The 13,394-nt window shown below is 72.6% G+C and carries 15 protein-coding genes; 8 read left to right on the top strand and 7 right to left on the bottom strand.

Translation table 11 applies throughout. The annotated features are described in order from the left end of the window. The first annotated feature begins 5 nt into the window (after window positions 1–5). A complete protein-coding gene (locus tag OHT61_RS05850; RefSeq protein ID WP_327120440.1) occupies window positions 6–542 on the top strand; it encodes an arginine repressor in 537 nt (178 codons plus the stop codon). A gap of 57 nt (window positions 543–599) precedes the next feature. Here the strand turns inward: OHT61_RS05850 and OHT61_RS05845 are convergent, their stop codons facing one another. From OHT61_RS05845 to OHT61_RS05835, 3 genes are all read right to left on the bottom strand, one after another. Next, the gene (locus OHT61_RS05845; RefSeq protein ID WP_329035644.1) at window positions 600–1,301 is read right to left on the bottom strand and encodes a L,D-transpeptidase family protein; all 702 of its coding nucleotides are present in this window, start codon (window positions 1,299–1,301) and stop codon (window positions 600–602) included. A gap of 64 nt (window positions 1,302–1,365) precedes the next feature. Continuing rightward, window positions 1,366–1,965: a pyridoxamine 5'-phosphate oxidase family protein gene (locus OHT61_RS05840; RefSeq protein WP_329035643.1), complete on the bottom strand. Its 600-nt coding sequence runs from the start codon at window positions 1,963–1,965 to the stop codon at window positions 1,366–1,368. Between the two features lie 42 nt (window positions 1,966–2,007). After that, window positions 2,008–3,414, bottom strand: a complete 1,407-nt coding sequence (locus tag OHT61_RS05835; RefSeq protein WP_329035641.1) for a hypothetical protein — start codon at window positions 3,412–3,414, stop codon at window positions 2,008–2,010. A 230-nt stretch (window positions 3,415–3,644) separates the two neighbouring features. Here OHT61_RS05835 and argH point away from each other — a divergent pair, with 230 nt between their 5' ends. Next, window positions 3,645–5,078 carry an argininosuccinate lyase gene (gene argH, locus OHT61_RS05830; protein WP_329035638.1) on the top strand — a complete coding sequence of 478 codons (1,434 nt, stop codon included), beginning with the start codon at window positions 3,645–3,647 and terminating at the stop codon, window positions 5,076–5,078. A gap of 63 nt (window positions 5,079–5,141) precedes the next feature. Beyond that, window positions 5,142–6,113: an aldo/keto reductase gene (locus OHT61_RS05825; RefSeq protein WP_329035636.1), complete on the top strand. Its 972-nt coding sequence runs from the start codon at window positions 5,142–5,144 to the stop codon at window positions 6,111–6,113. Between the two features lie 52 nt (window positions 6,114–6,165). Here the strand turns inward: OHT61_RS05825 and OHT61_RS05820 are convergent, their stop codons facing one another. Further along, entirely contained in the window at window positions 6,166–6,669 is a 504-nt protein-coding gene (locus OHT61_RS05820; protein WP_329035635.1) for a hypothetical protein, read from the bottom strand. Window positions 6,670–6,752: 83 nt separating this feature from the next. Here OHT61_RS05820 and OHT61_RS05815 point away from each other — a divergent pair, with 83 nt between their 5' ends. Beyond that, a complete protein-coding gene (locus OHT61_RS05815; RefSeq protein WP_329035633.1) occupies window positions 6,753–7,304 on the top strand; it encodes a TetR/AcrR family transcriptional regulator in 552 nt (183 codons plus the stop codon). Then, window positions 7,301–8,848 (top strand): MFS transporter, encoded by a 1,548-nt coding sequence (locus OHT61_RS05810; protein WP_329035630.1) that lies wholly within the window; start codon window positions 7,301–7,303, stop codon window positions 8,846–8,848. Before OHT61_RS05815 ends, OHT61_RS05810 begins: the two co-directional genes overlap by 4 nt. Window positions 8,849–8,897: 49 nt before the next feature. On the opposite strand, the gene OHT61_RS05805 is transcribed toward OHT61_RS05810, so the two are convergent. Next, complete coding sequence (locus OHT61_RS05805) at window positions 8,898–9,569, bottom strand: lysophospholipid acyltransferase family protein (RefSeq protein ID WP_329043108.1); 672 nt, start codon at window positions 9,567–9,569, stop codon at window positions 8,898–8,900. Window positions 9,570–9,801: 232 nt separating this feature from the next. Here OHT61_RS05805 and OHT61_RS05800 point away from each other — a divergent pair, with 232 nt between their 5' ends. From OHT61_RS05800 to OHT61_RS05790, 3 genes are all read left to right on the top strand, one after another. Continuing rightward, complete coding sequence (locus OHT61_RS05800) at window positions 9,802–10,965, top strand: glycerophosphodiester phosphodiesterase (protein ID WP_329035629.1); 1,164 nt, start codon at window positions 9,802–9,804, stop codon at window positions 10,963–10,965. 108 nt (window positions 10,966–11,073) lie between these two features. Then, window positions 11,074–11,712: a sigma-70 family RNA polymerase sigma factor gene (locus OHT61_RS05795; RefSeq protein WP_329035628.1), complete on the top strand. Its 639-nt coding sequence runs from the start codon at window positions 11,074–11,076 to the stop codon at window positions 11,710–11,712. Window positions 11,713–11,749: 37 nt separating this feature from the next. Further along, entirely contained in the window at window positions 11,750–12,253 is a 504-nt protein-coding gene (locus OHT61_RS05790; protein ID WP_329035626.1) for a GNAT family N-acetyltransferase, read from the top strand. A gap of 22 nt (window positions 12,254–12,275) precedes the next feature. On the opposite strand, the gene OHT61_RS05785 is transcribed toward OHT61_RS05790, so the two are convergent. Both OHT61_RS05785 and OHT61_RS05780 read right to left on the bottom strand, forming a co-directional pair. Next, the gene (locus OHT61_RS05785; protein WP_329035624.1) at window positions 12,276–12,722 is read right to left on the bottom strand and encodes a hypothetical protein; all 447 of its coding nucleotides are present in this window, start codon (window positions 12,720–12,722) and stop codon (window positions 12,276–12,278) included. A 2-nt stretch (window positions 12,723–12,724) separates the two neighbouring features. Next, on the bottom strand, window positions 12,725–13,084 hold the full coding sequence (locus OHT61_RS05780) for a hypothetical protein (RefSeq protein WP_329035622.1): 360 nt from the start codon (window positions 13,082–13,084) through the stop codon (window positions 12,725–12,727). Window positions 13,085–13,394 lie beyond the last annotated feature (310 nt).

Genomic DNA, 13,394 nt, shown 5'->3' with positions numbered 1-13,394 from the left:
CGACGATGACCGAGGCGCAGGACACGGACCACGGCGGGCCGTCGGTGCCGCAGACCCGCACCGCACGCCACCGCAGGATCGTGGACATCCTCAACCGGCAGCCGGTGCGTTCGCAGAGTCAGCTGGCGCGGCTGCTGTCGGACGACGGGCTGAGCGTCACCCAGGCGACGCTCTCGCGGGACCTGGACGAGCTCGGCGCGGTGAAGATCCGCAACACCGGTGGCGAGCTGATCTACGCGGTGCCCAGCGAGGGCGGGTTCCGTACCCCGCAGGCGCCGCTCGGCGGGTCCGCCAAGGAGGAGCGGATGCGCAGGCTCTCCGCCGAGCTGCTGATCTCCGCGGAGGCGTCGGCCAACCTGGTGGTGCTGCGCACGCCCCCGGGCGCCGCGCAGTTCCTGGCCTCGGCCATCGACCAGGCCGAACTCCGGGCGATCCTCGGCACGATCGCGGGGGACGACACCCTGATGCTGATCAGCCGCGATCCGAACGGCGGGCAGGCACTGGCGGACCACCTCCTGAGGCTCGCGCAGAACGACCGCTGAAGGAGGGAGCGCCGAACGGCCGCGCCGCCCGGCCCTCACGCACCTGCCGGGCGGCCGTCAGTACCGGGTGACCGCGGTCGGGCCGGACTCCGTCCCGACCGCGATGTGCGGGCGGCGGGCCGGATCGGCCCAGGCCAGGATCCGGTCCATGGCGGCCGCCGGCACGGAGACGCAGCCGGCGGTCGCGCCCTTCCCGTCGACGTGGAGGAAGATCCCGGCACCCCTGCCGCGCACCGGCCGGTGGTAGTTGAAGCCGATGACGAGCGCGCGGGCGTACTGCGTGGAGTAGGCCACCAGGTGTTCGGACTCCTGCGCCCTGCAGTCGGCGGGCAGCGGCCGGACCCACCGGTTGTAGGCGGTGGACTCGTTGTCCTGGCACCACCAGTCGCCGTCGTCGGCCAGGCGGTACGGATAGCGGGTCCCGGGCGGGGCCGTCTCGGTCCCGAACGCGTAGGGCAGGTCGTAGAGCCCGGTCGGTGTGGTGTTCGTGCCCTGGACCCTTGTGGTCCCCTCGGTCAGGCCGCCGGCCCCGAAGCGCGCGGGCGCCGAACCCGCCTGCGCCCACCCCTCCTCGTCCCGGTCCCACCAGGTGAGCCTGCCCGTGGTGGATCCCGTGCCGGGGGCCTCGGCAGTGATCAGCTGTGTGCCGCCACCGGTGTCCGCCATCCGCCCGGGCAGCGGGACGGGCCCCGCCGGAGCCACCCCGGGAGAAGCGGAGAGTGCCAGCAGGACCGTCCCGGTCACCAGGAATCCGCGCATGCTCCGGACCGTACGGGGCGCGGGGGGAGGCCCCCACCGCGCCTGCTCCGTACGGCCCAGCGGATCACCCCGCGGGCGGGGACGGCAGCGCGGGCAGCGGCAGGGGGAGCCCCGGCAGGCCGTCGATGCTGGTGGCGATGTGCGCCTTGCCCTCGAAGTAGCGGCTCAGGCTCTCGTCGTCCTCCCGCGCGAAGCGGCCGGAGTGCAGGGAGCGGTCCTCGTCGTACGACATGAAGGGCACCGCGTAGCCGCACGTGTCCCGGATCAGGTCGGCCGTCACCACGATGACCGCGCGCAGCCCGTGCCGCGTGTGGTCCACGGCGGGGAAGTGGCCGAGGAGGGCGGGGAACCGGGGGTCGTCGCGGAAGACCGGCTCGCCGCGGCCGTGCACGCGGACGATGTTCGGGGGCCCCTGGAACGCGCACCACATCAGGGTGATGCGTCCGTTCTCGCGCAGGTGGGCGATGGTCTCGGCGTTGCTCCCCGCGAAGTCGAGGTAGGCCACGGTGCGGTCGTCGACCACCGCGAAGGACCCGCTCATGCCCTTGGGGGAGAGGTTGACCGTGCCCTCCTCGCCCAGCGGCGCCGTCGCCGTGAAGAACATGTGCTGTTCCTCGATGAAGGTTCTCAGCCGTCCGTCGATGCGTTCATGTGTCTTTCCCATGATCGGAGTATCCCGCGCGACCCTGCTCCGGGCCGGTGGTTCTCAACTGGTGGAACCGGCCGGCGGCAGCGGCTCGTAGCGGGCGCGCTGCGCCTCGTGGGCGACCTCGGGGTCGTCGTCGTCCTCCAGCGCCGCCAGCACGCGCTTGCGCAGCGCGAGACTGTGGGCGCAGAGCAGCCGCAGGCCCGAACGCCGCACGTGCCGGGGGCGCCCGGGAGCCACGAGGGAGGTCAGCCACTCCTCCGGGACGAGCAGCACGTACGGGACGAGCGCCTTGCGGGCGGCGCGCACCACCGGGGGGTGCGGATCCTCCATGGCCGACATCAGGTCGTCGGGGGAGACCTCGTCCAGCATCCGCAGCGAGGCGAGTGCCGCGGCGCGCAGCCGGCCCTCGGGGTGGGCGGTCAGAGGCCGCAGGAGCGCCGCCGCGTCCGGCGCCCCCGACTCGGCCAGGCCGAACAGGGCCCCCGGAGCCGGCCCCGCGCCGGCCCCGTCCGCGCACAGCTCGCGATAGCGCGCGCCGGGGTCCTCGCCCTCCAGGCGCAGGACGAGGCGCGCGGCCGAACGCACCACGGCGGACGGGTCGGCGAGGTGGGCGCCCGCCTCGCGGCCGCGGCCCGCCCGGTGCAGCGCCGTCACCGCCGAGGAGCGCGTCACCGCCGACGGCGCGCCGAGCAGCGGATCGAGCAGCCGTCCCGGGTCTCCGGCGGTCACGCGGGCCAGCAGCGCACCGGTGCACAGGTGCCGTACGGCCGGGTCGCGGGCGGTGAGCGCCGACTCCGTGAGTTCGCCGGAGCCGGGGGACCCGTCTTCGAGGCGGCACCGCGTCCCGAGGAGCCGGACCGAGCGGTGAGGGCTCGCGCCGACGCGGGCCGCGACGGCGGCGGACAGGGGGCCCGCGGCGGCCAGGAGCCGTTCCGCCGCCCACGCCCCGTGCGGACGCAGGGTCATGCGCAGGGCGACGGGGACCAGGCCGGGGGCGGGGGCCGTGTCCCCTTCGAGGGCCGCGGCCAGCACACGGCGGGCGCGTTCCCGCACCTCGCGGCGGCTGTCGGCGCAGCGGACGACGACCAGCGGCAGCAGGGCCGTGCGCCCGGGGGTGAACGCCAGCGCCGCCTCGCGGGCCTGCCACCGGTGGTGGCAGAGCACGAGGGCCGTCTCCGGCTCGGTGGGCGGGAAGCGGGACCAGGTGACGTCGTGCGCCTCCTCGTCCCAGCGCGGCGCGGCGTCCCAGGCGCCGCCGCTTCCGCCCCGGTGCCCTTCCCGGACCGGGTCCGCGATCGTGCTGACCCCCTCGCGGCGCGCGGTCGCCGCCGCCGTACGCCTGTCGAGCCCGGCCCATGCCTCGGGGTCGGCCGTGTCCAGAGCCGTCGCCAGGGGTTTCCCCAGCAGGAGGCGGTCGTGCGGGGAGAGGAGCACGGTGGGGGACAAGGGGATCAGGTGCCGCATGGGTGCAGCCTAGAACCGGCCTGCGCCCGGCCGCACCAGCCTCTTTGACAAAACATACGGACCATTGCATAGTTATACCGATCGGTGATCGTGGCGGCCCCGGCCGCCCCCGAGGCCCCGCGGCGAGCGCGCGGCACGGCCGGTCCACCGCTTCACCGTCGGCTCCGCCTCGCACCGGGTGGCCGGCCGCAGTTCCCCCTCGCACCCCCTTGCACTCCGAGGAGCACGCAGTGAGCAACGGCACCGGCAACAGCGACGTACGCCTGTGGGGCGGCCGTTTCGCCGACGGTCCGGCCGAGGCGCTGGCCAAGCTGTCCGCCTCCGTCCACTTCGACTGGCGGCTCGCGCCGTACGACATCGCCGGATCCCGTGCCCACGCGCGTGTGCTCACCAAGGCGGGCCTCCTCACCGAGGACGAGCTGACCCGCATGACCGCCGGACTCGACGCGCTCGAAGCCGCCGTCGCCGACGGGTCGTTCACCGGCACCATCGCCGACGAGGACGTCCACACCGCGCTGGAGCGCGGGCTCCTGGAGCGTCTGGGCCCGGACCTCGGCGGCAAGCTGCGCGCCGGCCGGTCCCGCAACGACCAGGTGGCCACGCTCTTCCGGATGTACCTGCGCGACCACGCCCGGATCATCGGCGGTCTGATCGCCGACCTGCAGGACGCGCTCGTGGGCCTGGCCGAGGCCCACCCGGACGTGGCCATGCCCGGTCGCACGCACCTCCAGCACGCCCAGCCCGTGCTCTTCGCCCACCACGTGCTGGCCCACGTGCAGCCCCTGATCCGGGACGCCGAGCGGCTGCGGCAGTGGGACGAGCGGACCGCCGTCTCGCCGTACGGTTCCGGTGCGCTCGCCGGGTCGTCGCTCGGGCTCGACCCGGAGGCCGTCGCGGCCGATCTCGGTTTCCAGCACGGCTCCGTCGCCAACTCCATCGACGGCACCGCGTCACGGGACTTCGTCGCCGAGTTCGCGTTCATCACCGCGATGATCGGAGTCAACCTCTCCCGGATCGCGGAGGAGATCATCATCTGGAACACGAAGGAGTTCTCCTTCGTCACCCTCCACGACGCCTTCTCCACCGGCTCCTCGATCATGCCGCAGAAGAAGAACCCGGACATCGCGGAACTGGCCCGGGGCAAGTCCGGCCGGCTCATCGGCAACCTGACCGGCCTCCTCGCCACGCTCAAGGCCCTCCCGCTCGCCTACAACCGCGACCTCCAGGAGGACAAGGAGCCGGTCTTCGACTCCTGCGACCAGCTGGAGGTCCTGCTCCCCGCCCTCACCGGGATGATGGCCACGCTCACGGTCAACCGGGAGCGCATGGAGGAGCTCGCCCCGGCCGGCTTCTCGCTCGCCACGGACATCGCCGAATGGCTCGTCAAGCAGGGAGTCCCCTTCCGGGTGGCGCACGAGGTCGCCGGCGAGTGCGTCAAGGAGTGCGAGCACCACGGCATCGAGCTCGACGAGCTGACGGACGAGCAGTTCGCGAAGATCTCCGAGCACCTCACGCCCGAGGTGCGCACGGTCCTCGACGTGCCCGGCGCACTCGCCTCCCGGGACGGCCGCGGAGGGACCGCCCCCTCGGCTGTCGCCGTCCAGCTGGCCGAGGTGAAGGCCGACCTGGTGACGCAGCACGCCTGGGCGACCGCGCGCGGATGATCGGCAGGCATCGCGGGCTACGTTGACGGGAAGGCGTTCGGAACCGACCCAGAGGAGCCCGCGATGCCCTTCACCCGCCTGAACCGGGCGACCACCCCGACCTCCCACATCGGGCTCGGCCTGGCCGCGGTCGGCAGGCCCGGCTACATCACCCTGCGGCGCGACCGGGACCTCCCGGCCGACCGCGGCGTCGACACGCTCCGGGCCCGCACGCACGAACTGCTGGACGCCGCCTACGCCCAGGGTGTCCGCTACATCGACGCGGCCCGGTCCTACGGCCGCGCCGAGGAGTTCCTCGCCGAATGGCTCGCCGCGCGCCCCGACGCGACGGACATGGTCATCGGCAGCAAGTGGGGTTACACCTACACCGCCGACTGGCAGGTGGACGCCGAGACGCCCGAGGTGAAGGACCACGCCCTCGCCGCCTTCGAACGGCAGTACGGCGAGACCACCGGCCTCCTCGGCGACCGGCTGGACCTCTACCAGATCCACTCGCTGACGGCCGACAGTCCGGCGCTCGGCGACAAGGACCTGCACGCCCGCCTCGCCGAACTGGCCGCGAGCGGCACCACGGTCGGCTTCTCGGCCAGCGGGCCCGCGCAGGCCGAAGCCATCCGGGCCGCGCTCGCGGTGACCGTGGACGGCGAACCCCTCTTCCGCACGGTCCAGGCGACGTACAACGCGCTGGAGACCTCCGCCGGGCCGGCGCTCTCCGACGCGCACGACGCCGGGCTCACCGTCATCGTCAAGGAGGCCATGGCCAACGGCCGGCTCGCCGGCACCGAGGCGCCCGCCGTCGTCCAGGAGATCGGCGCCGACGCGGGCCTGGACGCCGACGCCGTCGCCCTGGCGCTCGTGCTCCACCAGCCGTGGGCGGGCGTCGTCCTGTCCGGGGCGGTGACCGTCACACAGCTGGCCGCCAATCTGCACTCCCCGCTGCTCGACCTCGACCCGGAACGGCTCGACCGGCTGTCCGCCCTGGTCGAGGAGCCGGAGGCCTACTGGCGCCACCGGGCCTCGCTGCCCTGGAGCTGAGCGCCCGCCGTCCGGCACCGGGCGGCCGGTCGCGGAGCGCGCGCCCTCCCGCTCAGGCCGCCCAGTCGGCGAGCGCGTCGAAGTCCGCCCGTGACAGGCCGACCCACGGGTCGATCCGCCGCAGCAGGGCGCGCCCCGGGTGGTGCGCCGCGACCCACGCCGTGTCGAGGTCGGAGATCTCGTCGTCCACCCAGGCGAACGGCCTCCCACCGGCGTAGTCGACGACGTGACGCGTCTTCCAGTAGGTGCCGTCCGCCGTGACGGCGTGCATCGAGGGCCAGTCGACGTACGGCAGCGGGGGAAGCCCGAGGTGCGGGGCGACCCACTCGTTCGCCTCGTCCTTCCAGGTGGTCGCCCAGACGAGCTCGTAGCGTGCGGTCAGGGCCAGCAGCTCGGCGCCGTGGTCCGCGCTGAGCAGGACCGGCAGCGGCGTGCCCTCCTTCCACCCCGTCGGCCGCATGCGGTGGAGGGAGTAGCCCTCCGGGACGGGGCGGCGGGCGAGCGCCGCGTACGGATTGAGCGGACCGTCGATGTCGATCATCAGCAGCGGCTTCATGGCGCCATGGTGCCCTTTCGGGCGCCCCGGCGACACGACACCCCGGTGGGACATCAATGTCTCAATCGGGTTAGTGTCGTCTCATGGCACTCGACCGCGAGCAGGTGCTGCGCAGCGCCGCCGCACTGCTCAGCCGCAGATCCACCGCGACCATGGACGAGGTCGCCCGGGCCGCGGGCATCGGCCGGGCCACCCTGCACCGGCACTTCGCCGGGCGGGACGCCCTGGTCGGCGCGCTGGAGGACCTCGGAATCCGGGAGTTCGAGTCCGCGCTGGACGCCGCCGCACTCGACGAGGGCACCTCCGAGGACGGACTGCGCCGGCTGATCGCGCACGTCGAACCCAGCGCGGGCCTGGTGTCCTTCCTCGTGACCGAGAACCAGCTCTTCGAGGGCGACCACGTCAACGAGGGGTGGAGCCGTCTGGACGCCAGGGTCGCCGCCTTCTTCCGGCGCGGGCAGGAACGCGGCGAGCTCCGGATCGACCTCACACCCGCCTGGCTCACCGAGGCCCTCTACGGCCTGATCGGCAGCTGCGCGTGGTCCGTCCAGACGGGCAGGGTCGCGGCACAGGACTTCCCCTACATGATTGTCGAGTTGCTCCTCGGCGGAGCACGCCGGAGCGTGGAGAAATGAGCGGCACCGACAAGTCGGCGGACACCACCGGCAACGTGCGTGATCCGGGGCGGTGGATCGCCCTCGCCGTCCTCGTCCTGGCCGTGCTGCTCGTCGCCGTCGACGCCACCGTCCTCGGTCTGGCGACACCCTTCCTCAGCGAGGACCTCGAACCGACGGGGACCCAGCTGCTCTGGATCGGCGACGTCTACTCCTTCGTGATCGCCGGGCTCCTCGTCTCCATGGGCAGCCTCGGTGACCGCATCGGACGCAAGAAACTGCTGCTGACCGGAGCCACGGCGTTCGGCGCGGTGTCGGTGCTCAACGCCTACGCCTCCAGCCCCGAGATGATGATCCTGGCCCGGGCCCTGCTCGGCGTCGCCGGCGCCACCCTGATGCCGTCCACCCTCGCCCTGATCCGCAACCTCTTCCACGACCCGCGCGAACGCAGCCTCGCCGTCGGCATCTGGGGGGCGATGGCCTCGGCCGGAGCCGCGGTGGGGCCGGTCGTGGGCGGCCTCCTTCTGGAGCACTTCTGGTGGGGATCGGTCTTCCTCATCAACCTGCCGGTGATGGCGGTCCTGGTCGCCGTCGGCATCAAGATCATCCCCGAGTCGAAGAACCCGGCACCGGGCCCCTGGGACCTCCCCAGCGTGGGGCTGTCCATGATCGGCCTGATCGGCGTCGTGTACGCCATCAAGGAGGCGGCCGCCCACGGGGTGGGCTGGAAGACCGTCGTGGTGGTCCTCGTCGGCATCGGGGCGCTCGTCTGGTTCGTACGACGCCAGCTCAAGCTGCCCGCCCCGCTGCTGGACATGCGGCTCTTCCACCACAGGGGGTTCTCCGGAGCCGTCCTCGCCGACCTCCTGACGATCCTGGGCCTGTCCGGAATCGTCTTCTTCCTCTCCCAGTTCCTCCAACTGGTCCAGGGGAGGGGCCCGCTCGAGGCCGGGCTCGCCGAACTGCCCGCGGCGGTCGGCGCCGTGACGGCGGGACTGATGGCGGGCAACGTCGCCCGCCGCTTCACCGTGCGCTCCGTGGTGGCCGGCGGTCTGGGGGCCATCGGGGTGTCGCTCGCCGTGGTCACCGTGATCCACAAGGAGACGGGCTATCCGCTGATCGGGGCCCTGCTCCTGGTGGTGGGCGTCGGTGCGGGATTCGCGTTCACCGTCACCTCCGACGTCATCCTCTCCAGCGTCCCGAAGGAACAGGCGGGCTCGGCCTCCGCGGTCTCCGAGACGGCGTACGAACTCGGCGCCGCCCTCGGGATCGCGCTGCTCGGCTCCATCGTCACCGGCGTCTACCAGGGCTTCGCCACGCCCGAGGGCGTATCGCCCCGGGCCGCCGCTGCCGCTCACGAGTCGCTCGGGGGAGCCGTGGAGATGGCCGACAGCCTGCCCGCACCCCTGGCGGGCGAGCTGGTCACGGCGGCTCAGGAGGCATTCGTCAACGGGCTGCGGGTGTCGGCGGCGGTCGGCGCCGTCGTGCTGCTCGCGACCGCCGGGGCGGCCTGGTTCCTGCTGCGCAACGAGAAGCTGGAAGAGGGGATCATCGCCGACGAGTGAGGGGCCCGGCGCGTGCGCGCGCCGGGCCCCTCGAAGACACTCGTCCGGCTCAGGCGGCCTTCGCCTTGGTGGCGTACATGTCGACGTACTCCTGGCCCGACAGGCGCATCACCTCGGCCATCACGGAGTCCGTGACCGCCCGGAGCACATAGCGGTCGCGGTCCATGCCCTCGTACCGGGAGAACTCCATCGGCTCACCGAACCGGACCGTGACCTTGCCCGGACGGGGCAGGCCCGCGCCGCCCGGCTGCAGCTTGTCGGTGCCGATCATCGCGAAGGGCACGACCGGGGCGCCCGTCATGAGCGTCAGCCGCGCGATGCCCGTACGGCCGCGGTAGAGGCGGCCGTCGGGCGAGCGGGTGCCCTCCGGGTAGATCGCGAAGGCGTTGCCCCCCTCCAGCACTCGGCGACCCGTCATGAGCGCCGCGACGCCGCCCCGGCCACCGTCCCGGTCCACGGGGATCATGCCGCAGCCGGTGAAGAACCAGGCCATCAGCCGGCCCTTGAAGCCCTTGCCCGTGACGTACTCGTCCTTGCCGATGTAGAACACCGGCCGGTCGCAGCAGACCGGCATGATCATCGAGTCGATGAACGTCAGATGGTTCCCCGCGAGGATCACCGGACCGGTCCCGGGGATGTTCTCGACACCCTCCACCTGTGGCCGGAAGAGCAGGCGCAGGATGGGTCCGAGCACTGCCTTGATGACCGTGAGTCGGGACAACGCTTCCTCCGGTGTCGTGGCCGGGCGGCCGGTGCGGATGTTCATGAGGGTCTGTGCAGGTGAGGACGATACTCGCGGGTATGCCCTCCGCGCACATCGGGTTCACGGAGCGGATACGCAGTGTTGACGTGTGTTTCCGCCATGTTCGTCCACGGGCCGCCCCGCCGATGGCGTAGCTGCCTACGATCAAGCCTTCCCCGAAGGGGCAGGACATCACAGGCGAGGAGCATCCATGACAGAGCGCGCGCAGTCGGGTCCCGGGCGGCGGACCCTCCTCGGGGCGGCCGTCCTCGGCTCGGCGGCCCTCGGAATCACCGGAACGGCCGCCGCGGCCGGGCGTGGCGCGCCCGACGCCAGGGGCGGGGGACACGGCTCCCTCCGGGACCTTCCCGTACCCACGGTCATCGGTCACCGCGGAGCGAGCGGCTACCGCCCCGAGCACACGCTCGGCTCCTACCAGCTGGCACTCGACATGGGTGCGCACATCGTCGAGCAGGACCTCGTGCCGACCAGGGACGGGCACCTCGTCTGCCGCCACGAGAACGACATCACCGCGACCACGGACGTCGCCGACCACCCCGAGTTCGCCGGCCGCAGGACCACCAAGAAGGTGGACGGCGTCTCCCTCACCGGCTGGTTCACCGAGGACTTCACCCTCGCGGAGCTGAAGACCCTCCGGGCCGAGGAGCGCATCCCGGGCAACCGCCAGAAGAACACCCTGTACGACGGCCGGTGGGAGATCCCGACGTTCGAGGAGGTCCTGCGCTGGGCCGACAAGGAGGGCCGCCGCCGCGGCCGCCCCGTCTGGCTGTACGTCGAGACCAAGCACCCCACCTACTTCAGGGGGCTCGGGCTCGGCCTGGAGGAGCCGCTGGCCCGGCTGCTGCGCCGCCACGGCCGGCACCGCGCGGACTCCCCGCTGATCCTGCAGTCCTTCGAGCCGGGCTCGATCCAGCGGCTGGCCAAGCTCGTGGCCACACCCCGTGTCGTCCTGCTGTCGGGACCGAAGGAGAGGCCCTGGGACTTCGTGGAGGCGGGCGACCCCCGCACGGTGGCCGACCTGGTGACGCCCGCCGGACTGAAGTGGATCGCGTCCTTCGCCCAGGGCATCGGCCCCACCCTCGACCTGGTCATCCCCAAGGACGCCTCGGGCCGCCTCACCGCCCCGACCACGCTGGTCGCCGACGCGCACGCGCGGGGCCTGATCCTGCACCCGTACACCATGCGCAACGAGAACAGCTTCCTGCCGGCCGACTTCCGGCGGGGCACCGACCCCAACGCCTACGGCGACGCGTTCGGCGCCTTCCGTACGTACTTCGCGACGGGCATCGACGGCGTCTTCTCGGACAACCCGGACACCGCGCTGCTCGCGGCGGCCGACTTCGGCGAGGCCTGAGGCTCCCGCCACGTCCACGGACACGTCAGCCGCCCGGCCAGGATGCCCCGGTCGGGTGGAGCTCCCCGCGCGCGGCAACCGGCCGCGTCCGGGGAGCGTTGACGGGACATGAAACTCCTTGATCATGTTCCGCAGGGCCCGGTCCGGCACCGGAGCCGCGGCGACGAACCCGGACTCGGACCGGCCGGGCGCCCGGCCGTGGCCCGGACGGACCTGGCCCGCGGCGAAGGGCGGGACCTGGTCGGCGCCCTGCACGCCCTGGTCCGGGCCGAGGCGACGGCCGAGGCGTACGCCGCCGGCATCGAGGCGGCCGACCTCGAACAGGCGGTCTGGCTGCGCCTGCTGGAGCGCCGGGACGCCGGGGCATCGGCCCTCGCCGACCCCGCCCGCCGGGTCCGCGCCGCGGTACGGGCGGAGGCGCGCACCGCCCGCCGCAGGGTCCGCAACGAGCGCGCCTACGCGTCGGGCGAGTCCCCCGCGGACTGGGCCGGATGCCCCGAGCGGATCGCGGTGGGCGCGGACGAACGCCGGGCCGTGCGCCGCGCGGTGGGACGACTGCCGGGACGCTGCCGCCGGTTACTCGAGGCGATGCTCGCCCCCCACGATCCGACCTACCGGGAAATCGCAGGGGAGTTGGGTATGTCACAGGGCAGTTTGGGTCCTATGCGTTCCCGATGCCTTGGATGTCTGCGCAGAATGCTCGCGGCGGAGGTTGTAGCTCCTGAACCGCGGGGAATGGAGCGGTAGACAACCGGTGGAGCAGGTGAGCGGGAGGCATGCACACATGGGCATGAGTGTGACCATCTCGGCGGCGACGGCGCAGGACGTCGAGCAGATCTTCAGACTCCAGTACCTCTGCTTCCAGAGCGAGGCGGAGCTGTACGGCAACTACCGGATCGATCCCCTCGTCCAGACGCTCGACTCGGTGCGCGAGGAAGTCGCCACGGATCTCGTGTACGTGGCCCGGCTCGGGCAGGAAGTCGTCGGCTCCGTACGCGGTTTCACCGACGACGACGGCGTCGGCCGGATCGGCAAGCTCTGCGTCCACCCCAGGCTGCGCAACCACGGGCTCGGCACACGGCTCCTGGCCGCCGCCGAGTCGGGCCTCGCGGACGGACGTTCGGCAACCCGCTTCAGGCTGCACACGGGCGAGCGCAGTGAGCGCAATCTGAGGCTCTACCGCAAGGCGGGGTACTCCCGGGTGGGCGGCACGACCGGAGGGGACGGCGTGCGGCTGGTCCTGCTGGAGAAGGACGCGGACGCGCCCGACTTCGTGGCCAGTGCCTGAACACCGCCTGTGACGGAGGGCGTCAGGCGCGACGTGCCCGGCGCAGCCAGAGCATCCCGGTGACCGGCAGGATCACCGGGATGAACAGGTAGCCCATGCCGAACCCGGACCACACGGTGCTGTCCGGGAAGGCGGACGGCTCCACCTGCGTCCACGTGCCGACGATCAGGACGCCCGCGAGCTCGGCGGCGCAGCACATCAGCGCCGCCCTGCGCGCCTTCTCGCCGCCGCGCACCAGCGAGTACGTGATGAAGCCGTACACGACCGCGGCGACGGCCGACAGGGTGTAGGCGAGCGGCGCCTTCCCGAAGTCCAGGATCATCTCGACGATCGAGCGGGACGCGGCGGCCACGGTGAACACCCCGTAGAACCAGACCAGTACCCGGCCCGGCCCGGTGCCGAGCTCGAACTGCTGCTTCTGCCGGGGGGCAGGGGCCGCGGGCGTCTCCGTGCGGTCGGTGTCGCTCATGCTCAGTTTCCCCAGATGTCGTAGAGCCGCACTTCGAGGACGGCGAGCACGACCGCGCCCGCCGCCACCGTCACCGAACCCCACCGCGTCCGCTCCGTCAGCGACAGGAAACCCGCCGCGGGCACGGCGGCCGCGGCGCCGATCAGATAGGCGATGAAGATCGTCATGCCCTGGTCGGGCCGCTCACCGCGCGCCAGTTGCACGATCCCCACGGCCAGCTGCGCCAGAGCCAGCACGGAGACGACGGCCATGCCGATGAAGTGCCAGTCCTTCGTGGGCTGGTCCCGGTAGGCGGCGTGTCCGCACCAGGCGGCGAGGGCGAGCGCGGTCACGGAGACCGCGACCGTCAGGGCATCGAGCATGGAGCGAGGGTATTACGGACGGCACGGGCCCCCGCGTGCGGGCCGACCGGAGTGCGGTCCCCGTGTACGTACCGTGGCCTTTGCCACAGCGCCGGCGCAGCCCGCCCCTTCCCCAGCCGGCCGGGCCCACGCCGATGATCTGGCGTTTATGCAGGTCACAGCGGTGCGCCCGGAAATCCGGAGGGCGGGAGCGGCGCGTCCACGGCTGTCCGGGATGCGGACGGCGCGTCCGGACCGAAAATTACGTCTGTTTTACTTGGGACATGACCACGACGAGCTACCGCATCCCTGCGACCGAGGCGATCACGAC

The sequence above is a fragment of the Streptomyces sp. NBC_00178 genome (genome assembly GCF_036206005.1).
Taxonomy (GTDB): domain Bacteria; phylum Actinomycetota; class Actinomycetes; order Streptomycetales; family Streptomycetaceae; genus Streptomyces.
Note: the sequence above shows the minus strand (reverse complement) of the source record. Positions and strands in the feature narration are given on the sequence as shown.